The organism is Pedobacter cryoconitis (assembly GCF_001590605.1).
GTDB classification, from domain to species: domain Bacteria; phylum Bacteroidota; class Bacteroidia; order Sphingobacteriales; family Sphingobacteriaceae; genus Pedobacter; species Pedobacter cryoconitis_A.
The window spans coordinates 1,738,833-1,760,351 of the sequence record NZ_CP014504.1 but is presented as its reverse complement, the minus strand read 5'-3'; the positions used below and the strand labels follow the sequence as shown (position 1 = coordinate 1,760,351).

The 21,519-nt window shown below is 38.4% G+C and carries 20 protein-coding genes; 6 read left to right on the top strand and 14 right to left on the bottom strand.

The genetic code is table 11. The features are described from left to right. The first annotated feature begins 16 nt into the window (after positions 1–16). A complete protein-coding gene (locus AY601_RS07530) occupies positions 17–1,423 on the top strand; it encodes an efflux transporter outer membrane subunit (RefSeq protein ID WP_068398714.1) in 1,407 nt (468 codons plus the stop codon). Positions 1,424–1,426: 3 nt separating this feature from the next. Here AY601_RS07530 and AY601_RS07525 read toward each other — a convergent pair whose 3' ends face one another. Further along, entirely contained in the window at positions 1,427–2,164 is a 738-nt protein-coding gene (locus AY601_RS07525; RefSeq protein ID WP_068398711.1) for an NUDIX hydrolase, read from the bottom strand. Between the two features lie 78 nt (positions 2,165–2,242). Between AY601_RS07525 and AY601_RS07520 the strand changes: the two genes are divergently transcribed. From AY601_RS07520 to AY601_RS07510, 3 genes are read left to right on the top strand one after another with little or no spacing between them, the layout of a single operon-like run. After that, on the top strand, positions 2,243–2,485 hold the full coding sequence (locus AY601_RS07520) for a hypothetical protein (RefSeq protein WP_068398709.1): 243 nt from the start codon (positions 2,243–2,245) through the stop codon (positions 2,483–2,485). Then, positions 2,485–3,096 (top strand): zeta toxin family protein, encoded by a 612-nt coding sequence (locus AY601_RS07515; RefSeq protein WP_068398706.1) that lies wholly within the window; start codon positions 2,485–2,487, stop codon positions 3,094–3,096. The genes AY601_RS07520 and AY601_RS07515 overlap by 1 nt, the downstream gene beginning before the upstream one ends. Positions 3,097–3,121: 25 nt before the next feature. Continuing rightward, positions 3,122–3,799 carry a pseudouridine synthase gene (locus tag AY601_RS07510; RefSeq protein WP_068398703.1) on the top strand — a complete coding sequence of 226 codons (678 nt, stop codon included), beginning with the start codon at positions 3,122–3,124 and terminating at the stop codon, positions 3,797–3,799. A gap of 24 nt (positions 3,800–3,823) precedes the next feature. Here the strand turns inward: AY601_RS07510 and AY601_RS07505 are convergent, their stop codons facing one another. The 7 genes from AY601_RS07505 to AY601_RS07470 all read right to left on the bottom strand — a co-directional run bounded on the left by AY601_RS07505 (position 3,824) and on the right by AY601_RS07470 (position 8,754). Continuing rightward, a complete protein-coding gene (locus AY601_RS07505) occupies positions 3,824–4,243 on the bottom strand; it encodes a thiol-disulfide oxidoreductase DCC family protein (protein WP_068398699.1) in 420 nt (139 codons plus the stop codon). Positions 4,244–4,256: 13 nt separating this feature from the next. Then, positions 4,257–5,078 carry a hypothetical protein gene (locus tag AY601_RS07500; protein ID WP_068398696.1) on the bottom strand — a complete coding sequence of 274 codons (822 nt, stop codon included), beginning with the start codon at positions 5,076–5,078 and terminating at the stop codon, positions 4,257–4,259. A 9-nt stretch (positions 5,079–5,087) separates the two neighbouring features. Continuing rightward, entirely contained in the window at positions 5,088–5,630 is a 543-nt protein-coding gene (locus AY601_RS07495; protein ID WP_068398693.1) for a hypothetical protein, read from the bottom strand. Between the two features lie 58 nt (positions 5,631–5,688). Next, complete coding sequence (locus AY601_RS07490) at positions 5,689–6,003, bottom strand: hypothetical protein (RefSeq protein ID WP_068398691.1); 315 nt, start codon at positions 6,001–6,003, stop codon at positions 5,689–5,691. A 147-nt stretch (positions 6,004–6,150) separates the two neighbouring features. Further along, positions 6,151–6,798, bottom strand: a complete 648-nt coding sequence (locus tag AY601_RS07485) for a response regulator transcription factor (RefSeq protein WP_068398688.1) — start codon at positions 6,796–6,798, stop codon at positions 6,151–6,153. A 7-nt stretch (positions 6,799–6,805) separates the two neighbouring features. Next, positions 6,806–7,597, bottom strand: coding sequence for a sensor histidine kinase (locus AY601_RS07480; RefSeq protein WP_068398685.1), 792 nt, complete (start codon positions 7,595–7,597; stop codon positions 6,806–6,808). 668 nt (positions 7,598–8,265) lie between these two features. Then, the gene (locus AY601_RS07470; RefSeq protein ID WP_068398679.1) at positions 8,266–8,754 is read right to left on the bottom strand and encodes a hypothetical protein; all 489 of its coding nucleotides are present in this window, start codon (positions 8,752–8,754) and stop codon (positions 8,266–8,268) included. 340 nt (positions 8,755–9,094) lie between these two features. Here AY601_RS07470 and AY601_RS07465 point away from each other — a divergent pair, with 340 nt between their 5' ends. Further along, positions 9,095–10,363 (top strand): YeiH family protein, encoded by a 1,269-nt coding sequence (locus AY601_RS07465; protein ID WP_068398676.1) that lies wholly within the window; start codon positions 9,095–9,097, stop codon positions 10,361–10,363. A gap of 120 nt (positions 10,364–10,483) precedes the next feature. On the opposite strand, the gene AY601_RS07460 is transcribed toward AY601_RS07465, so the two are convergent. Genes AY601_RS07460 through AY601_RS07450 form a run of 3 tightly spaced genes read right to left on the bottom strand, consistent with a single transcriptional unit; the run spans position 10,484 to position 14,509 of the window. Then, positions 10,484–11,749 carry a hypothetical protein gene (locus AY601_RS07460; RefSeq protein ID WP_068398673.1) on the bottom strand — a complete coding sequence of 422 codons (1,266 nt, stop codon included), beginning with the start codon at positions 11,747–11,749 and terminating at the stop codon, positions 10,484–10,486. A gap of 2 nt (positions 11,750–11,751) precedes the next feature. Further along, entirely contained in the window at positions 11,752–13,833 is a 2,082-nt protein-coding gene (locus AY601_RS07455; RefSeq protein ID WP_068398671.1) for a hypothetical protein, read from the bottom strand. Positions 13,834–13,855: 22 nt separating this feature from the next. After that, entirely contained in the window at positions 13,856–14,509 is a 654-nt protein-coding gene (locus tag AY601_RS07450; protein WP_232324716.1) for a hypothetical protein, read from the bottom strand. A 123-nt stretch (positions 14,510–14,632) separates the two neighbouring features. Between AY601_RS07450 and AY601_RS07445 the strand changes: the two genes are divergently transcribed. Next, positions 14,633–15,520 carry a retropepsin-like aspartic protease gene (locus tag AY601_RS07445; protein WP_068398666.1) on the top strand — a complete coding sequence of 296 codons (888 nt, stop codon included), beginning with the start codon at positions 14,633–14,635 and terminating at the stop codon, positions 15,518–15,520. Positions 15,521–15,522: 2 nt separating this feature from the next. Here AY601_RS07445 and AY601_RS07440 read toward each other — a convergent pair whose 3' ends face one another. The 3 genes from AY601_RS07440 to AY601_RS07430 all read right to left on the bottom strand — a co-directional run bounded on the left by AY601_RS07440 (position 15,523) and on the right by AY601_RS07430 (position 21,159). After that, entirely contained in the window at positions 15,523–18,465 is a 2,943-nt protein-coding gene (locus AY601_RS07440; protein ID WP_068398664.1) for a DNA polymerase III subunit alpha, read from the bottom strand. A gap of 4 nt (positions 18,466–18,469) precedes the next feature. Next, a complete protein-coding gene (gene dinB / locus AY601_RS07435; protein WP_068398661.1) occupies positions 18,470–19,624 on the bottom strand; it encodes a DNA polymerase IV in 1,155 nt (384 codons plus the stop codon). 152 nt (positions 19,625–19,776) lie between these two features. Then, positions 19,777–21,159, bottom strand: coding sequence for a DNA/RNA non-specific endonuclease (locus tag AY601_RS07430; RefSeq protein ID WP_068398658.1), 1,383 nt, complete (start codon positions 21,157–21,159; stop codon positions 19,777–19,779). Between the last annotated feature and the right edge of the window lie 360 nt (positions 21,160–21,519).

Here is a 21,519-nt window from a genome sequence, read left to right as displayed (position 1 = left end):
TTTAGAATAGCATAAGATGACTCATAAATATAACAAACAGGTTTTTGCTTTACTGGTCGCCGCTACCTTTTTTAGTGCGTGTTCGGTAACGAAAACCTACGATACACCCCAGGTGAAAACTGATGGATTGTATCGCGGACAAAATGTAACAGACTCTGCAACTATGGCCTCACAGCCATGGCAGACGCTGTTTACGGATGAAAAACTAAAAGTACTGATCCAAAAAGGCCTTGATCAGAATGTGAACCTGAAAAATGCAATCCAAAACATTTTACAGGCTCAGGCTTCTTTGCAGCAGGCAAAACTGGCTTTCCTGCCAACTTTGAGTGCAGATGCAAATGCCACAAGAAGTAAACAGTCTAGTGCGGGTTTAAACTTTCCTCCCGGGATTAATATCAATACGCTGACCAACACTTATAAATTATCCATGAGTACTTCGTGGGAAGCAGATATCTGGGGCAAATTAAGCAGCAGTAAACGTGCAGCTTTAGCAAAATACCTGGAAACAGATGCTGCGAAGAAAGCTGTACAGACCCAATTGATTGCTGATATTGCAAATAACTATTATGGATTACTGGCTTTAGATCAGCAATTGGCTATTACGCAAAAAACACTGGAAAGCAGGATTGCGAATGTAGAAACGATGAAAGCCCTGAAAGAAGGGGCAGTAGTAAATGGTGCAGCCGTAGTTCAAAGTGAGGCGAGCCGTTATGCTACCGAAGTTTCTATACCAGACTTGAAAAGAAGTATCCGTGAAACAGAAAACGCAATTAGTATATTATTAGCTGAAAATCCAGGATCTATTGACAGAAGCACTATGGAAGCGCAAGCTGTTCCATCAGCATTAGCGACTGGTGTTCCTGCGCAGTTATTGCAGAATCGTCCTGATGTTCAGCAGGCTGAGCTTGCTTTTAGAGGCGCTTTTGAAAACACAAACCTGGCCAGAACCTATTTCTATCCAAGTTTGACTTTAACAGCTTCAGCTGGTTTTTCAAACCTGACCCTGAAAGACTTCTTTGACCATTCTGTCTTCTACAATTTAGTAGGAGGGTTGACCCAGCCAATTTTCAACCAGGGATTAAATAAAGCACGTTTAAAGACTGCGCAGTCACTGCAAATACAAGCATTAAATAATTTCCAGCAAAGTTTACTGGTAGCAGGACAAGAAGTTTCAAACGCACTTTATGCCTATCAGACTGCGGTAGAAAAAGAAGATTCAAGGATTAAACAAGTTGCAGCACTGGTTAAAGCCGTTGATTACACACAAGATTTACTACGCTTTAGCTCCGCTACAAACTACACTGATGTATTAACATCAGAACAAAGTTTATTAGCAGCGCAATTAAGCGGTGTAAGTGATCATTTGCAAAAAATGCAAGCTGTGGTTAATCTTTACCGTGCATTGGGTGGTGGCTGGAAATAGTGGTTACCAATCGAGTCCTTGCAGGGACTCATGATATTTCAGAGGATCAAAGCTGTAAAGGTAGGGTGCCTTATGTGCCCCACCTTTACGCAGGTCTTCTTGTTTGATCAGGATATCAAAACGCATCATACGGCGATAAAAATTACCTCTGTTTAATGGTTTCCCCAATATAGTTTCATAAAGCTTTTGCAACTCTGGCAGTGTAAACTTCTCCGGAAGTAAATTCAGTCCAATCGGTTTATAACTTAATTGTTGTCTTAATAGAGTTAAAGCATTCGTATAGATCAACTGATGGTCCATTGCCAATTCCGGCAAATCATCAATACTTCTCCACTCACAAGTCTCACTATATTCATCTGCGCTCACATTTACTTCGGTGTAATCTACCAGTGCGTAGAACCCGGCAGAGATAAAACGTTGTTTGTACCACAAATCATCCTCGTAGCCATCAAAGAATCCTTCAGAACGGTTTATTGCCCCAAATACACCAAATTCTTGTAAATAGACACGTTCCGCACCTGTACGTTCAAACAAAACACGTTTCGCTGCATCTTGTAAGCTTTCATTTTTAAGAATATAACCACCTGGTAATAACCATTTCTTGGCAACATTCATTTTGAGTAATAATACTTTAAGCTGGTTTTCATGAAACCCGAATACTACGCTGTCTACAGAGATATGAGGCAAACAATTTTCCCACATCCACTTACTTTTCTTGATGATGCCCTGATCTAATTTCATGATGGGGCAATATAAGAATCTGTTTAAAAGATATTTTGGCTTTTTTGTATATTTGGCTAAGTTTTACCTCGGATCCATATGAAAAAAGTTTCAATAGTTGACCGTCTATTAAAGAACATGGGTAACATGCATGAATTGGGTAAGCAGCGTGCTTTTGAATTAGGAAATCCGTTTTATGCCCGATTCAAAGAAGATGGTGAATACTGGCGCAAAGAGATGCCAAATGGTGATAAGTATCTTGTAGAAGTAGAAGTCATAATTGATGAGTTTGATATGCCGGTACAAATAAAAGATACTATGATTAAAAAACTTGATCGCTAATGATTCAACCTGAACTGATCTTTGTTTCCGGATGTAATGCCTCAGGAAAATCTACTTTTATTCGTACCCGTCTTAATGAATTAGAAGGGTTTGAAATCTTAATGACCGATGTTTATAAAGAAAGGACGAAAGAGCTCGCCACAGCAGCAATTGCACAGCGAAAGAACATTGTAATTGAAACTGTATTTAATGACAGATCATTTAAGGATTTAGTTGATCATGCCCGAAATTCTGGATACCATACTTCTTTAATTGTTTTGTTTCTGGACAACTTTGAACAATCCATGAAAAGGGTCACTCTTCGTATCGTACAACAAAATGGCATGAATATATCAGGAAGCAATATCAGAATTAACTTCAATGAGAGTTTTAAAAACATAGCTACGTATTTTTTATATTTCGACCGTTCGGAATTTATATATACAGAAATAGGAGAGGTAAATCAATCAATCATGTCTTTTGAAAATGGTGAACTTGTTAGTTATTATTCTTCCGGACTAAATTATCCCCAAAAATTTGCTGCCTATAGCTTCCAAAAAGACCGTCTGAGCAAAGAAGTATTCGATATGATTACAGCAAATCAGAACTTTCATCTCCCGGAGAATTTATAAAAAGCTATATTCGCGAAAAAAATTAATGCTTGAAATCGTATACCAGGATGATCATATCATTGCGATCAATAAACCACACGGACTACTTGTACATCGTTCCTCCATTGCAACCGATGCGAAAGAATTTGCCTTGCAGCTCTTAAGAGATCAAGTGAACAGACGCGTAAGTCCTGTACATCGTTTAGACAGAAAAACAGGTGGTTTATTACTATTTGCTTTCGAGAAAGATGTTGAAATTGCATTGCATCAGCAGTTTCAAAATGGAGAAATACAAAAGAAATACCTTGCAATTGTTAGAGGCTATGCTCCTGACAGCCAGGATATAGATTACCCATTAGTAAAAGAAAATGGTGCAATTCAAGAAGCTTTTACTTCGTTTATTACCTTAAAAAGAGCAGAACTCGATATTGCTTTGGGTCAGCACCCTACTTCAAGATACTCTTTAGTAGAAGCAACCCCTACAACCGGACGTATGCACCAGCTCCGTAAACACTTTGCACATATCTTTTACCCAATTATAGGTGACCGGAAACATGGGTGTAACAAACAAAACAGATTCTTTAAAGAACAGTGGGAAATGACGACAATGCTATTACATGCCTCAGAACTTAGCTTCAAACACCCAGTCACCAAAGAAGATATCCATTTGAAAGCCACTGTACAAGAAGAATTTAAAAGAGTGATGGATATCATGAGCTGGTAAGTATTAAAACACGACCATTCAGGCTCAGGTCAGGAACTTCTCTCTCATTTCCTGGGTCGGAACTACACAGCTATTCATCTGCCCAAACCATGAATACCGGCGATTGGCGAATAAAGTATAACCATAATTCCGGATAGAACGCGGAATAAACTCAACGCACAACAACAACCATGACCACCTGCTTTTTAAGTGTTTGGCAATGTGAATAATCCCATCAGAACGGGTAAAGATCCTTTTATTGTGAATGACCACTATACTATTCAGATCCTGCAAGTCGATATGGTGGATGGCCGATAACTCTTTTGCGACCTCACTTTGCAAAGAAGCAAAAACGAACCGGTTATGCTGATCATGGCTAATGACGTAATTGATATAACTATTACAGAAATTACAAATTCCATCAAATAGTATAATGTCTTTTTTTCCGTTTAAAGCTGATAACATTGCTATTTTCTGATTAATACAAATAAGATTGAATCTGATGATTGACAAAAAACAATGCGGGATATGCAGCCATAAAAGCCCAGAAGAATGAATTTAAACCCATAATGATCGCTGTAAATAAATGAAACAGGAAACCCCAGATGATAAAAATCAGTGCATAATTAAAAGGTAAAATCAAGCATAGCGGAAATAAGGTTTCCATAATCATCACATTCCAGCACAAAAAGACATTGAGCCCCGGATATTTTTTCATCAATAGCGCAGCCCATTGTGAACCATAAGTTTTAGTAGAAAAGACATCCTTAATCGCCGTAGAAGCACGCCACTCTGCAGAAGCAAGCTTAGCAATACCTGCTACCGTATAAGAAAGACAAGTTTGTAACGCTATAAACCAAAGCCCTATTGTTTCTAAACGGGAACCAGTCCCCAAAGGGAAATGACAAAGAAAAAGCGTGATAATAATCAGCATATTCATCTGATCCGAACCATCACTTCCATAAAACGTGATCATGGAACTTGCTAACAGACTGCCACCTAGTAACCCAACTAAAATCCATCCATAGATACTTTCCAGAGGAAAAAATAGCAGTGCAAAAATAATCAGGCATCTCAACCCAAAAATAACAATTAGCCCTTTCTCATTAAACAACTTGAACAGCGGGCTAAAGAACGAGTGTTGATCTTTCGTCTCCCAACGCAACTGCATTACATTCCAGGATAGTAAACCTTTAGAAGAGAAGATTTCAATTTTTTTAATATACTCCATAGTGGAAATAAACAATCCAATACTTAAAATGAGCAGAACAAGCTGATTGGTTTCTATAAGTGATATCATAATTCAAATTTATATTTCGTGAAATACAGATAATAAGATAACAGAAGGGGGGTTCTCTTTCAAATATCCTGAGGTTTCGGCAAGCATAAACTGTCTGTGGGCAGTCCCATTTTGACATTCACAATTACTTACCGCATGCAATACAATTAAATATGGCATGGAAAACATGAGTAAATCATATCCATTAGCGCTTTTATAATGAGGAATACTAGAAATCAAACTTTGAATTACATCTGATAATATTTTTTTATCCCTTTTATCTGGATTCCAGCACCAGGACCACAAAGAACGCTCTTCAGTGATATCCATTTCTTCCCATTCACTGTTATTCTCTTCATCAATTTTATCTCTGTATAATAAATGATAATCACTTTTTCCAGGATTAGGTGCAAAGAATGTCCATAAGGGAACCAAACCGAAAATATCAATCGTGTGCCTGATATAATTAGAAAATTTAGTACTTCTGAACTGGCATAAAACGGTGAGCAAAAACCATATGGCAAGAAAACTTGCGACTATAGCTTCATAAATAATATTGATATCTGTGGCCATATTGAAGAGGATTAGATTTTAAAGGCGGGTGCAATCACGCCCGCCCTTAAAACAGTAATTAATTAAACTTTTTACGAAGTTCTATTAGTTGCTGAACATTGATACCAGCTTTAGCATGTTGTTCTAATGATTTGCTTGCTTCATCATGAGTTTCTTTACCTAAAATAGCAGTTGCTACTTCTACGATGTCAGTCACATAAGGAGTTGCTTTTACTGCAACTCTGGTAGCCTTAGCGGTTACTTTTACAACTGCGGTAATGAATGCTTTAACATCTCCGATTTCCGCTTCGATCCCTTCGTGGCCACCTTGCATCTCTGCAATAAGGGCATCAAGTGCAGCTAATTCTGCGTGAGTTAATTTTAACTTTGCCATAATTTAATCTTTTTAAATAAAATAGTTTTTTTTAGGTGCGTTAATTTGAAGCTTCATTGCACAATATAAAGGACGGAAGATCACAGGAAAATAGCCATAGTAGATCTACGCAAAGAAAATAACAAGTAATTCTACTTAGCCGGAGGGTTAAATCAGCCCGTTTTTTACAGCAAACAAAACCAGGCCTGCAGTATTGCGGACACCAATCTTATCAATCAGGCGTTGTTTGATCCCCTCTACAGACCGAGGACTTAAAAAGATTTCCGTACCAATCTCGATAGCCGTCTTCTCATCACAAATTAATTGCAGGACTTCCAGTTCGCGCTCCGATAATTCAATCTTATGCTTAAAGGTTGGTTTGAAATTCCCCTTGGTAATGATCTTTTTCAACAATGCCTTGTTCACCAGGTCATTAAAATAATAACCATTTAAATGTACCGCATAAATTGCCTCCCTGATTTCGACAGGATTAGCATCCTTTAATAAATAAGCATGTGCACCAATCTCCATCAGATGGATTACAAAACTATCCTCATCATGTAAGGTGACCGCAATGATCCTGATATGCTCATAGTGTTTTTTGATTTGTTTAGTAGCTTCCATACCATCCATCCCCGGCATCCTTAAATCCATCAAAATGACATCTACCTTCTGCTGCGCTAACCCATCAAGCAGCTCAGTACCATTTCCGGCTTCCAGAACTACCTCCATAGCCTTATCCTGATTTAAACCTACTTTTAGACCATCCCTGAATATGGCATAATCATCTGCGATTGCTATTTTTATTGTGCTCATGTATTATCTAGTTAATTGGAATGTGAATATCAATTTGATAACCCATATCCTGTTGAGAAAATATAAGTTCTCCACGGAGGAAAATGGCTCTGTTTTGTATGTTCTTAAGACCCAGTCCATTTTTTTCAAACCTTAGTTCTTCAAAACGCTGTTGAGTCAGGCCCATACCATTGTGTAAAATTCTCATGTTTAATTCCTGGTTCGTATACTCAGAAATGAGATGGATTTTAGTCGCATGTGCATGGGTAATAATATTATTGAGCAATTCCTGAATGATACGGTAAACGCTGATATCATTTTTCATCGGGTAATGATTGACATGATCAAGCTCAACGGTAACCACAATCAGGGATTCATGTGTGATTTTTAAGGCAAAATGACTAATGGCTTCATTTAAACCGAACTCCTGCAGAATTGCAGAATGAAGGCTATGTGATATATTTCTTACTTTTTTAATTCCATCTTCAAGTAATTCTCTGGCTTTATTGTAGATCTCCTGATTGTATTCTCCTGCACCTAATTTGATACTATTGAAATGTAACTTTGAAGAGGCGAGAATTGCACCTACTTCATCATGCAATTCTTCGGCTATACGATGCCTTTCGGCTTCTTCGCTTTTGATAGCCGCTTCTATCAGTTGATTCCTCTGCTGCTCACTTAAAGCCTGAAGAGAATTCTGATACTGTAATTTCTTGCGTTGCGTAAATATAAAAATCAACAAAAAGCTAATAAACAACAATAGCATTGCTGCAATACCCACTGCAAGAAAAAGTCTGATATCAATGTCTACCAGAGTCATAAAAACCTTTAGCAATAAAGAAGTTAAAAAAGATGTAAGAGATATTATGGACATTCCATAAATTGATCGCAAAATTTATCATGTGCACAGTTAGTTCATTGTATAAAAGAAAAATAAAAAAATTAACAGCTACATACAAACCAAGTCCGGTTGCGATCCAGAAGTCACTCGTGAATATATTCACATTAACGTTTTCGTGAACCTTAAATAAAAAATAGCTGAGTGAGTAAAACAACAATAAAATTGCCTCAACTGACAATAATCTGCTACTCAATCTCCAGTAATCAAAAAAGTTTTCATAAAACATAAAATTGATTACTAGAAAAACGATAAAGGCAATTAGAACTATTTTTTTTATTCTTACTAAAAATGGTTGTTCAAGGCCAATAAAAAATGAACTGAATAAAAAGAACGTTACCACTGAGTGTAAATTATACAGCCAATTGTTTGAACTGAAGCTCAGGGGAAGCAGGGTTCTAAACTTCCAGACAATATCTATACAGCTATTGATGAGCAGTGCAATCCATATATAAAAAACAACCGGTCGATGAATGACCGGTTGTTTTCTATAGACTGAAATGGCAGCTGGAATCAATAATGCCCAAACTTCTGACCAATCCAGGATAACTTGTAGTATATGTAATATATAATGTAGCATTTTCCTGATTTTAAGTAGCAGGAGGGGATGGATTCGTATTTTTAGGTGGGGGACCAAATAAAGCCGTTTTCTGTGCAGTATTGCCAGCAACTGAAGCATTATTGTAATGCGCTTCTACGCTGTAATATATATGTCTGTCTGAATTTACATTCGGAACAAGGATTAAATAATCAGGTTTTTCAGGATAATCAATTAATTCCAGCATTTGAGCTAGTGAGAGGATATTATTACTCAGTATTACAGGACCGCAGATTTCCTCGATTTTGTTGTCATCAATTGATAAGGTATCATAATAAGTACTATAAATACCATCAGGATAAGCAGAATTCACCATGTGCGCATAAGCTACTAATTGCAGCGGTTTACCTGCCTGATCAGCTGCCGGATAATAGTAAGAAAATACAAAGTTATCTATTCCATCAGAGCTGTCAATTAACTCTTCAATAGCACTAACTTCATACCTTAAACAATAAAATTTGAGCGTTTGTAGATCTTTCATCTTTCGAATATTTGGGGTTTGATGATCCAAATATAGAGTAGAAAAATATAGAACTCACAACGTAGAAATACGCAATTTTTAATTGAAGTAGTTTTACGGTTTGATTATTTAAACCTGCTTCCAGCCATATTTAAGTGCCTTTATCGGATTAGCAATAGCTACTTTGCAGGTTTGCCAGCTCACACTTAGGGGGCAATAAAAATTATAAATAATAAAGTCAAAATAAATATCCACTAACGGATTGGAGTTTGAATATCAAGTAGTCTTACACTTCTTATGTATTAAATTTTAATATATTAGAGTGCTTAACCAACTGTAAGCTTGACCTTAATTGTGACCAATGACTGATAAAATCAAACCTCTCCATGAAGATTGGACAGTAGTTATCCTGGGATCTCTTGTTATTCTCTTTTCCCTTGTTTTTTATATAATACCAGTACCAGTCTATAAATGGAGTAGTCCTGCTGAACTTGGAACGGCCATTTTTAATACAGGTAACCTAACGACAATCTTCATTCAGTTTATTTTTGTACTGATAGTTGGTGCAATTGGCGCAATGTTCACCGGCAAACCAGTCAGGAATTTTCTAATCAGTTTTCCGGCAGTATACCTGCTCACCATTTTTGCCCTCATTGTAGCCGGTAATTCATTTATCAAATCAATTAACCTCGAAGCGGTGATCTTTAGTCTGGCCATCGGCCTGATTATCGGTAACCTTTTTAAACTTCCCCAATGGTTCAAAGACACGCTGTCTACAGAGCTTTTTGTTAAAATCGGGCTTGTTTTACTAGGAACCACAGTTATCTTCTCAGATATCCTTAAAGCAGGCTCACTAGGACTAATACAGGCATTAATTGTAGTGCTCTCTGTATGGTACTTTGCATTTTGGCTTTGTAAAAAACTGAAAGTAGATGATGAATTGACCATGATGATCTCCAGTGCAGTCTCTATTTGCGGCGTTTCTGCTGCGATTGCTACTTCAGGAGCCATTAAAGGTGATCCTAAAAAACTTTCTTACGTGATTTCTATGGTGCTCATCACTGCAATCCCTATGATGATTTTCATGCCTTATATCGCGGCTTATTTCTCTTTCCCGCAACAAGTAACCGGTGCATGGCTGGGTGGTAGTATTGATACGACGGGAGCGGTAGTCGCTTCAGGGACTTTAGTAGGAGAGGAAGCGTTAAAAATCAGTACCATTGTTAAATTTTCACAGAATGTGCTGCTCGGAATTGCAGCTTTTGCCATCAGCATTTACTGGTCTTATCATAAAACTGCGAAGGGCAGCGATGTCGTAGAAAAACCTACTTTAAAAGTAATCTGGGAGCGGTTTCCTAAATTTGTACTCGCTTTTATAGGTGCTTCAGTAGTTTTCTCCTTCTTTTTATCGCCAACTACAGCAGCTCCGGTAAAGGATAGCCTTAAAAACCTTCAAAATGCATGGTTTACACTTGCTTTCACCAGTATCGGTCTGGAAACTAACTTTAAAGATCTTTTTAAGAATGAGAATAAGAAGCCATTGTACGCATTTTTATTAGCACAACTGTTTAACATTTTCATCACCTTAATTATTGCCTGGTTCCTTTTTAGTGATGCAACGCAGCTTTAAAGAATAAGATGCAACCAAGGTTTAAACAATAAGATGCAGCCAGGATTTAAAGGATAAGATGCAGCGAAACTTTAAATAATTAAGACACACCTTAAGCTTTTGAAAGGAGAATTACTGTTGCTAAAAACTGATCTCTTTCGTAAACTTCAGTTCAATTTCAACTTTTCCGACCTGATGATTTTGTTTGATCGCCTTCACCTTCAACGAACTCAGATCTTTGATATAGCTATTAAACACAGGAAATTGGTTCTGCTTTCTGATTTGATCAAAATCCAGTTCCGCAAAGAGAAAATAAGGAGTAGTTACAACTGCAGAACGCATTGGCCTGCCTTTATTCGTACTCAATTGTAACATCCGGTTATCATACTGACCATACACTTCATACAAAGGAAACAATTCTTTATTCAGCTGATTTTCAGATGCAATAACCTTTTTCTTTTGCAAGTAATGAACCAATGATGCTATATTTCCTTTTAAGGATAAAGTAATTTCCGGAACCTTAACCTTTTTCTGAACCACCTGTTCAACCTTCTCAAATTCATCATTGTAAGTATAGCTGATTACAGATTGAGACTGGTTTACAGGATTTCCAACTTCAATAGCCGCGTATCCTTTGTAGTACTTTAACAGGGAATCCCTTTCCAGTACATAATCTCTGAACCTGATATCCTTAGTGAATAACCTGCTTAAATCCCCATTTACCCACGCATTAATACTTAATCCTTTAGCTAAAGCAACTGGACGGTTCAAAGTACCTGTTACTCCAAAGTCCTCCACAGGAAATGTCCCATTTAATAAAATACGGTGATCAGCAAAGCTTGCCTGTCCGGAGTAATTTTTGAAATCATAAACAATAGGAGCGTCCTCCTTTTTCAGCCTGACAACCTGATCAGCGGTATCTGCTAAAAAGCTTTTCCCCGCCAGCAGTTCTCCCATAATATCATTTACATTTTCCTTTAATAAAGAATAACACAGCACTACGTTCTTGTCATCATAAGCTATTTTTATACTTTGATCCTGGCTATTTCCCCAGACTGATCCCTGCGCATCCACTATAAAATGATTCATCTTAAATACTTTTTTAAGATAAGCCTTTAATTCGACGGTATCGGTTACCGGGAGAGAACAGAAAAATGTCAATGCTGATTTATTGCTAACTGTATAAACAAAGATATTAGCAGGTACACCAAATCCACGAGAGTCACTTTTTAAGTTGCCCAAACCTCTCTTTTTCACCAGATGATCTACATTGATTTTAAAAATCAGCGCAGCATGCTGATGAATCCTGTTCTGATAAGAACTGTACTGTCTATATTGAAGTAAGCCGTAAACAGCTAACAGCAACAGTAAAACTATACCTGTTGCTGTTATAAATATCTTCTTCATCCTTATTTTTCTACATCTTCAGCAATAGAGAATAAATATTTTAGCGCATTTTCCTGCTTTGCCGGGATATCCATGCTAATTTCACCAGAAAACACATTTCCCTTCATCTGGTTAGATTTCAGATAAATATCTCCTAAAGAGTTTAGGAGTGTGTTCGTTTTGATCAACTGTTGAGGATTGGTCACTCCATTGGCAGGAATCTTTCCAGCCAGCCTTTTAGCACTGAAATAAGCAGAGAAGTTACTTTTCAGAATTGCATCCCTATGTTTAGCAGAAACCTTAGCCTGGTATTGATTATTAACAATCTGTTTCATCTCATCTACGTTTGTTCCGACAAAGATAATCCCATCATGAATTGCAAAATAAAGAGGCATGGGTGTTTTTAGTGTAGAGATCTCATAATAACTATGCTGATCCTTAACTACATTTTTCTTAACTCCATAAGCAATCAATTTATTTAATAACCTGGTATCCTCCGTAGAAACCAGGAGCAGGAAATCAGGAGAAGTTTCTTTTTTAGTTTTGGTGACCGTGTCTTTCTCAAAATTATCTTCATTGTACTCATAAGTTTTATAAGTAACCTCATTTTGCTTTAAGCCATTGAAAATGAACAGCGCATCACCCTTAATTACTTTACTAACCGCTTCCTCATCCAGTAACAGTGAAAATAAATCGGTCGCCATATCAGCTTCATCCTTATAGATTGAACCGTACATTCTGTTGATTAACTTAGGATATTCCTGCAAATAAGCCTTAGTATCCAACGCATAAGCCATATAACCGGTAAGTTTATCCTCGTTCACATAGTTCAGAAACTTCTTGTTTACCTTTCTGTTATTGATTTTGATAAAGGCTTCTGCCATTTCGTTACTTAAAGTAATCGATGAACCAATTCTGATGGCATCCTTTTCCAGGTAAAGTTTCACATTCGCGCTTCCATAACCGTTCAGCACATTGATTCCTTTAAAAATTGCTGTTGGCATAAAATCCAGTACCGCTTTTTCAGTATTCGCAATCCATGCGGTAACTTCTGCTTTTTCATCTATACTTTTAACAAAATCTTTATTGCTTAAGATAGAATTACGTTTATCCTTCAAAAAGAAACCAGATACCATCTTTTTTGTCCAGCTGGCTACTTCTTTATTCTTAATGGCTGCGATCCGTTTATTTGCATTTATTGTAGCGGTATCAATTTCGATATCCTGTGCATAAGCAGAAACCGGAACATTTTCATCCATAATACTATCCGAATTAGCGGTGTCAACTATTGCATAACTCTCATCCTTAAAAGGTTGCTCATCAATACTGATCGCTTTCTTTATCTTTTTTCTTTTCGGATATTTCTTTGACGTTTTATGCTTTGGAAGACTATGGTGCCCGGATTTATGTTGACGAACAGCAGCTTTCTTATGTTTGCGAACAGCAGTTTTCTTTTTCCTGACCACTGGCGCTTCCGGATACGGTTCTGCGGCTGTCATCGCAGCATCTGCAGTTGTTGTATAATCATTCCCGACATAGACAGAATCAGTCGCAGTAGCCGCAGTATCTGTTATTAAACTATAATCTGGTAAACCTAATCTTTTGCTCACTTCTGGTCTGGAAAAATAAGACTCTTTTCCGCTGCTCTTTACAAAGAGTAGCATTTCATCATTCCATACCACCACTTCTGTAGAATCATGGTTATAAAAAGATCTCAATTGAGCATTTACCGTGAATTTCTTGTCAGACTGTTTGAATAAATCGTCTATCTGTCCTGAATTTTTAACAGGGGCAAGGACACAGTTATAACTTACACTATCATTACTCTGGTTATAATAATAAAAAACCGAAGACAGGTTAATCCCAAAATCTTCGATAGTTTTAGTCTGGCCTTTCACAGATTCAGGCATTTTTCCCAGCATTTTTTTGCCCAGAAAAGTAGTATTGAACTCTTTTACGGACATCAGTTCGATCAGGTTGTCCCCTTTAAGGGTAACCACAGCTTTGGCATCTGCCGGGATTTTATGGACCAGGTTTTGTGCATTTGCACCCAGCGCAACTATAGAAAAAATAGCAGTAACGGCACATTTAGAAAAATGATTCATGAGAATGATATATTATAAAATATTATTTAGACAGGATAATTTGATTAGAGATATTGGTTTTACCGTTAATCAGGCCCAGAATGCCCGTATTCAGCAAAATTGCTTTTTTAGATTTAGAGACTTTAGCTAGCGGATTAGTGGAACTGACCACCGGTTTTTCAAACCTGTAAATGCTGGTATAAGTCGCTTCTTTAAACACATTTTTCACTGCTGGCTTCAGCTTGTTATATTGTATAACTGCTTCTTTAGTATGGGTATAATTGCGTTGAAAAGTGCTCGATGCTAGATTATAACTGTACGAAGAATTGTTTACAGCATTAATCTTTAACTTTTTAAGAACGCTCTGGTTGATGTTGTTAATATTAGAAACCTGTTCAAAAGCGAAGCTTAAGCTCACGATATAATTATCGAAATCTACTTTCTTTTTAACGTTACTAATCCCTTTGGATTTTTTCAAATAGGCAACTATTTCGTCCATTTCTTTCTGAATAGTTTGTTTGGTCGGTACTTTATACCCATTGACACTGTCTAAAAGCATAATAGAGGCTACTTTAGCTCTGCTCGCACTTAGATTAACCGTTAGGTTCACTGTTCCTGAGCCATCATTAGCCATATTAATCTCTTCAATGATTTGAAAACAAGAAGAAAAACAACATAGCGTTAAAAGTAATATCAAGTATCTGAGCGCTTTATTTTGCATTTAAAAGGTAGAATGATCGTTATATAATATTTTTTAAAGGTAGAGTTTTTTTAATCCTCTTTTTGTATCTTCCACTTTCCATTTTTCATGCCAGAATCAATGTCCTACTATCTAAAATCCTTATTATTCCTGATTTTTATCGCATTAACCAGCGAGACATTACAAGCACAGACCACTGTTCCGATTACCATAACCAACCAGGGACACGTGATGGTCAAAGCAAAAATTAATGGTGTTGAAGGCAATTTTGTATTCGATACCGGTGCTGGCTTAACGCTGGTCACCAAAAAATTCGCAGCTAAAATCAAAGGATTAAACAAGCAGGATGGAGGTTACACGGCCTTCAGAGCGACCGGAGAAAAGCTGGATGCCGATCTTTATGATGCCACTTCTTTGACTATAGGAAGTTTTACTGAAACACATCCGGTGCTGACAATTTTCGATGTGGACTTTGGCCCGATAGACGGACTGATTTCTTTAATGAGCTTCAAAAAGCAAGTAGTGACCCTGGATTATGCCAATAAACAACTGATTTTTGAAACGCCAAAAAGCTTTGATGCGCTGAAGACCAACGGCAAAACGGTTGCCTTACAACTGGAAATATCCAGAGATAAATCATTGGATATGTTTGCTTATTTTAATATCAACGATAAACTAAACCTGCAATTTTCTATAGATAGTGGTTCAGGAAATAACGTTTACCGCATCAACTCTAAATATATGCCTGTGCTGGGAATCGACAGTACAGATACTGTAAACGTGAAAGTGACCACTAAACCAAGTGATTTTAACCCTGCTGTATTAACCAAAATTTACACAACTAACCTGCAATCCATAGCCCTTAAAGACCTTCCTTCAGCAAAACTGGAAAACCAAAAAGCTTCTTTTGTGGAAGGGCTGATTTATGATGGTATCGTTTCACTTAGCTGGATCGGAAGAAAGATCACAATTGATGTAAATCATGCACAGCTGATTATCAATGAATAGTATTATTCCAATACAGGATTACCGACAATCGGTAACTTGGCAAATTTGATCACTTCTACACTCGGATAACCAAAGTCTTCCACTACTTTACCTAAAATCAGGTAACAACCTGCTCCACGAAACGGATAAGATGGAGTACTGCTTGAAAAATGAGTGGTATCAAAGAAATTGCCTTCTGCATCCAGGAAAGTACCAAACCACATCTTTTTATTGTTCTTGGTATGCACCGTCTTTTCACAAACATAAAGACCAACCATTTTAACAATCTGCCCCACATAACTAAACAGGTCATTGGTCTGCGGATGTCCGCGGTAATCAGTTTGCAGCAAATCAAAAGAAGAAAGACTAAGTGGAAAACCAAGTAATTCAAGCTCGTGGTACGCATCTTCCAATGTTGTATTCACGAATTCGGGCAGCTGATAATGTTTGTGTTCTGCTTCAAATAACTGTGCATGATTCTGCACTTTCACTTTAGAGCCAAGTAAAGAATGTACATCCCAAAGCAATTCCTTTTTGCTGCGCCCGGTGAAACGTAAAGCTCCGGTACGAATCAGTATAATTGCCTGATCCAGGCTAATTGCTGTACGTTTTACAAAATCAGTTAAATCAAGGTAATCTCCATTTCTGTGCCGTTCTTCAGGAATCTGTTCCATCAATTTTAACGTCAGTCCCAGTATCCCAATAAAGCCCAGGTAGGCATCAGCTCCACTTAAGGAGACTACCGGAGTACTCTTATTCACGCAAGGCAGATGTACGCGTGCACCAGCCTTACGCAGTTCGTGTACATATAACCAGCGGGAATAAAAACCGCCGTAATTATTCAGTACAGCCACCATAAACTCTATCGGATAATAAGTTTTCAGAAACAGGCTCTGGTAACTTTCTACTGCAAAACTTGCAGAATGTGCTTTAGAGAAGCTATAACCTGCAAATGAAGAAACTTGTCGCCACACTTCTTTAGTGGTTACTTCTTCACGTCCCAGTTTACTGGCACCTGCAAAGAATTTATCAATTAACTTATCAAACTCCATACGGGAACGGTATTTTCCGCTCATTCCTCTGCGTAATATATCGGCATCACTGCTATTCATCCCGGCATAGTGGATACAGACTTTAATCACGTCTTCCTGATACACCATCACCCCATAGGTTTCCTGCATCTGTTCTTTCATGACCGGGTGCAGGTAGTTCACGGTTTCTGGTTGATGGTGATTCTGAATGTAAGTCTTCATCATACCCGATTGTGCCACACCAGGCCGGATGATAGAACTTGCAGCAACCAGTGTAAGGTAATTGTCGCATTTGAGTTTGGCCAGCAGCTGACGCATTGCTGGTGATTCAATATAAAAACAACCAATTGTATTCCCGGATTGCAGTCTGGCATTCAGCGCCGGGTCTTTCATGAACTTCTTAACCTGGTGCACATCTATTTTCAAACCCAGATTCTGCTCCACCAGTCTTACGGCTTCTTTAATGTGACCAATACCGCGCTGACTTAAAATATCATATTTGTCATAACCAATCAGTTCTGCTTCGTACATATCCCATTGTACGGTAGCCATTCCTTTAGGAGGCAGGTCCAGCGCTGTATAATAAGTGATGGGTTCTTCAGAAATCAAGACTCCACCAGCATGAATACTGCGCTGGTTAGGCATACTGTTCATCAATTCTGCAACAGCCATGATTTTTTTAAAGGTAGGATTACCCTGATTAGCCAGATCCTGAGTACGGTCTGTAAAGCTATCAATCTCTGCCTTGGGCAAACCCATGACCTTACCAATTTCCCGGATCACAGAACGATCTTTGAAAGTAGACATCGTACCTAATAAAGCCGTATGTGCTGCACCATACTTCTCAAAAATATACTGCTGTACATTTTCCCTTTCATCCCACGAATAATCGATATCAAAATCGGGGGGAGAAGTTCGCTGCGCATTGAGAAACCGATCAAAGTAAAGGTCCAGCTCCAAAGGGTCAACATCAGTGATTCTCAAACAGTAAGCTACTGTACTATTTGCCCCTGAACCACGCCCCACATGATAATAACCCTGGCTTACCGAGTACTGAATAATGTCCCAGGTGATGAGAAAATAAGCGCAAAAATTCAGGTCATGAATGATTTTAAGTTCATATTTCACCTTCTCCAATGCTTTTTCATGGCCTTCTCCATAACGTTCTGCTAAACCTTTCATAGCCAGTTCTTCGAGCAATTCTTTGTCTCTGGACATACTTCCGGTAAAGGTTTTCCGGTTAAGTTTCTGCTTACCCTGCTCATAATCCATCACACAACCATCCAGCAACTGCCGGGTATTTTCCAGGATAAAAGGATACTTGCTAAAGCGGGTTTCCAATTCTCCAGGCGGCAGGAAAGTATCCGAAGGACTGCATTTATCGGCCGTGCTTGTTTTAGTTAAAAGTGTATTCAGGTCAACACTCCGCAAATATTCATGTAAACGGTATCCTATTTTATCCAGAAAAACGACCGGTTGTAAAATGACAAGTTTAGCCGCGAAATCCTTGATCTCTTTTTCATAAAGCTGGTGTAATTCATCAAAACGAATCCCCATAAACTCATTTTCTCTGAGTATTTTCCCATACACATAAGGGTAAATGATAAAACAGTTTTTAAATACAGGAGGCTGATCCGGCAATTCTTGCTGCTTGAGGTTATGAAAGGTCAGGAAATCGTTCAATTCCTTCATACCTTCCTTATTTCTGGCAATACCGATGTACAGCAATTTTTTATTCCTGCGGAATTCTAATCCGCCAATTGGTTTAATTCCAGCTGCATTACAAGCCCTCCAAAATTCCATTACCCCGGTAGAATTGTTCAGATCGGTCAGTACCATTTGAGTAATCCCTTTAGCCGCGGCTGCTTCGATCAGTTTAGGGACCGCGATTGTGCCATAACGGAGGCTATAATGAGAGTGGACATTCAAGTACATCAGCTTAGATTTTCAAGTCCAGTACAGAAGCCATGGTTATCGCTTTTCCGCCAAAACGCTGACGTATTTTATCCATAGCCTGGCATAAATTATATTGCTCCTGCGAATTCTCATACAGATCAATCTGCTCAAAACCATTCACCAGGTTAGAAAGGCGTACACCAACCAGGCGAATCAGCATACGTTTCTGATACAATTGTTTGAATAACTCTTTGGCTTTACAGATCAGCACCGCGTCCATTGAAGTATAAGAAATCGTTGCCTGTTTAGTCACGTCTTCAAAATTGGAATAGCGAAGGGTTACTGTAATACAAGCTGCAATTTTCTGTTTCTGCCGCAATTCAAACCCCAAGTCCATCACCATAGAGGTAATCAGGTTATTGATAGTTTCCACATCAATCGTATCGGCCTTAAAAGTACATTGTGTACCTATACTTTTTTGCTCCTGGTAGGGGATAACTTCAGACTGATCAATACCTTTCGATTTTTGCAACAAAGAAAGTCCATTTTTACCGAGCAGACTGACCATTTGATCCGGATGAATCTGTGATAGGGTGAGAATCTTTTTTATTCCCATATCACTGAGTTTCATAAAGGTTTTTTCACCTAGTCCGGGGATCTTTCTAATCGATAATGGGTTGAGAAATGGCTGTACTTCATTTTGCATGACATCAAGCTCTCCATTCGGTTTGCATTCATTGGTTGCCATTTTGGAAACGGTCTTGTTGACGGATAAACCGAAGGAGATAGGCAGACCTGTTTCCCTGATTACCGTTTGACGCAATTCATGGGCATACTGCAGTGTACCATGGAAACGGTCCATTCCGGTCATATCTATATAATGTTCATCAATACTTGCTTTTTCAATCAACGGAACACGGGACCTTAAGATTTCAGTAATTTCTTGTGAAGCTTCAGAATAAGCATCCATGTTCCCCTTAATAAAAATAGCATGAGGGCAAAGCATTTTTGCCATACGGGAAGACATGGCAGAATGGACGCCAAATTTGCGGGCTTCATAACTACAGGAGGCCACCACACCACGATCAGAAATACCACCGATAATAACCGGCAGACCAGCTAGTTTTGAATCTTTCCGGACTTCGACAGAGACGAAAAAAGAGTCCTGATCCATATGTATGATGTGTTTCTCTGCCATAAAACGATTTATTTTTACACAAATGTATGCTAAAAATAGTCGTTATAACCAATATTTTACTAAATATATTAGTAATTACATCTGGTGATAAATTAAAAAAGGGGAATGAAACTTATACAGTCTCCTTCCCCTTTTTTAAATCGCTGCTTTGGTTAAGTGCCCGAATCAGTACGGTTTTCAAGAACCGTCTGTATGCTTTGACTTACATTAGACATAATGTTAACGCCTGCAGCTGTTTCAATAGATTTCACAGTAGTCAGGTATTGCTTCCAGTCTGGATTAACTGTATTTTGATCGTTTGGTGTATCTACAGCAATCACGCGTGTTGCAGTCGTAATGCGTGAAAGGTCATTGTTGCCATTCGGGATTACAACAATAACTTTCCAAACACGGGAAGGTACATTTACTTTTCCACCATCAATCGTAGTCTGAAAGCCGTTTGAACCTGTACCACCAGATCCATAAGAACCCATAACCACATAAACTTCATTGCCAGCAGTCACTAAAGAACGTACGTAATTTTCAAGAGTTGCCCAGGTTTGCTGATTGTTTTTAGGCGCTTGCGGGATCATATTCGTCATTAAAAACGTAGCTGAGTTTGCAGCGCTGCTTGAAGTCCGGTCACCTGAAGGACAGTTATGCCCGCGGTCAAAACCAGAACCAGAATAGCTTGTATTGCTTACACCATACCAGCCAGAAGGCAGGTTAATATCTGCTCTGAAGTTATCAGAACGGGAAGTACTGCCCAGATCAGTACTGCTAATATGCCATGATACCCAGTTAGGCGTACCTTTATCTCTGTTATAAGACTCCGTGAAATAAGTCTGGTCCATCAGGTAATTCGCTGTTGAATTGATACTTGGTTGTGCATTGGTTGGGTTTCCCAGCAATAAATTGTTATTGTCAGCAGCATTACCCGGTGTACCTGTACCCGGATCAGTACCCGGATCGGTAGGAGGAGTGCCGCCACCTGTACTAAAACTGACATCATCGATGTTAATACGCGCAGTACCACCCGACACTTTACGGATTTCGAAAGTCAGGTTACCAGTTTTAGTGATTGCAAAAGTAGCAGTGGCCAATTGGCTTGACGAAGTCGTGATGGTAGCGCCCACTTGTGAATAAGTGCTGCCGTTATCACCTGACACCCATAATTGCCATGTAGAAGAGTTATCAGTTCCATATAAAGCATGTTTAACGGATACTGAAGCTGGACTGCTCACTTTAAAATTCATCCCCAGAATACCATTGTTACGGATACGTACAGATTTTGTACCTGCTTTGTTATCGGCTGCTGTTGAACCGATCAGTGCATCATTCAGCTTCCATGAACCAGTAGTTAGCGTCACATCTCCGGTAGCATAAGAACTTTTGCTTCCTGATTCGAAGTCTTCAGTGATGACAGTAGCGGTAGCTTGATTTGAAGCGCTTTGGCCAGATGGGTTTGATGGACTAAGGTCTTGCGTAGTGTTTTTCGAGCACGATGCAAATGCCAGTGACAAGCAGCTGGCGAAAAGTAGATTTCTGAATTTCATAGGTTGATTAATATTTAGGTAAAGAGACTCATGTAATATTAAAGTTATATTATTTAAGTGTTATTTAATTAAAAATATATCAATTGATATGAAAACAAAAATTACTGATAAAGAAATCACAACTATGGGTACGCGGACACCTCTGGATTTATTGAGCTGGAAAAACCATTTTTGCAGGGGTTGTGGCCTAGTACTGTAGGGGTTGTGGTACACATTGAAGTAGTATTGAACTAGGGTTGAAGTAGGATTGAAGTAGCCTGAGGTACTTCAAGGGTAGTTGAATGCTACTTCAACCCTAGTTCAACCTACAACACAACCCCTACAGTACCCAGCCACAAATACCCGGAATCCAGTAAAAAA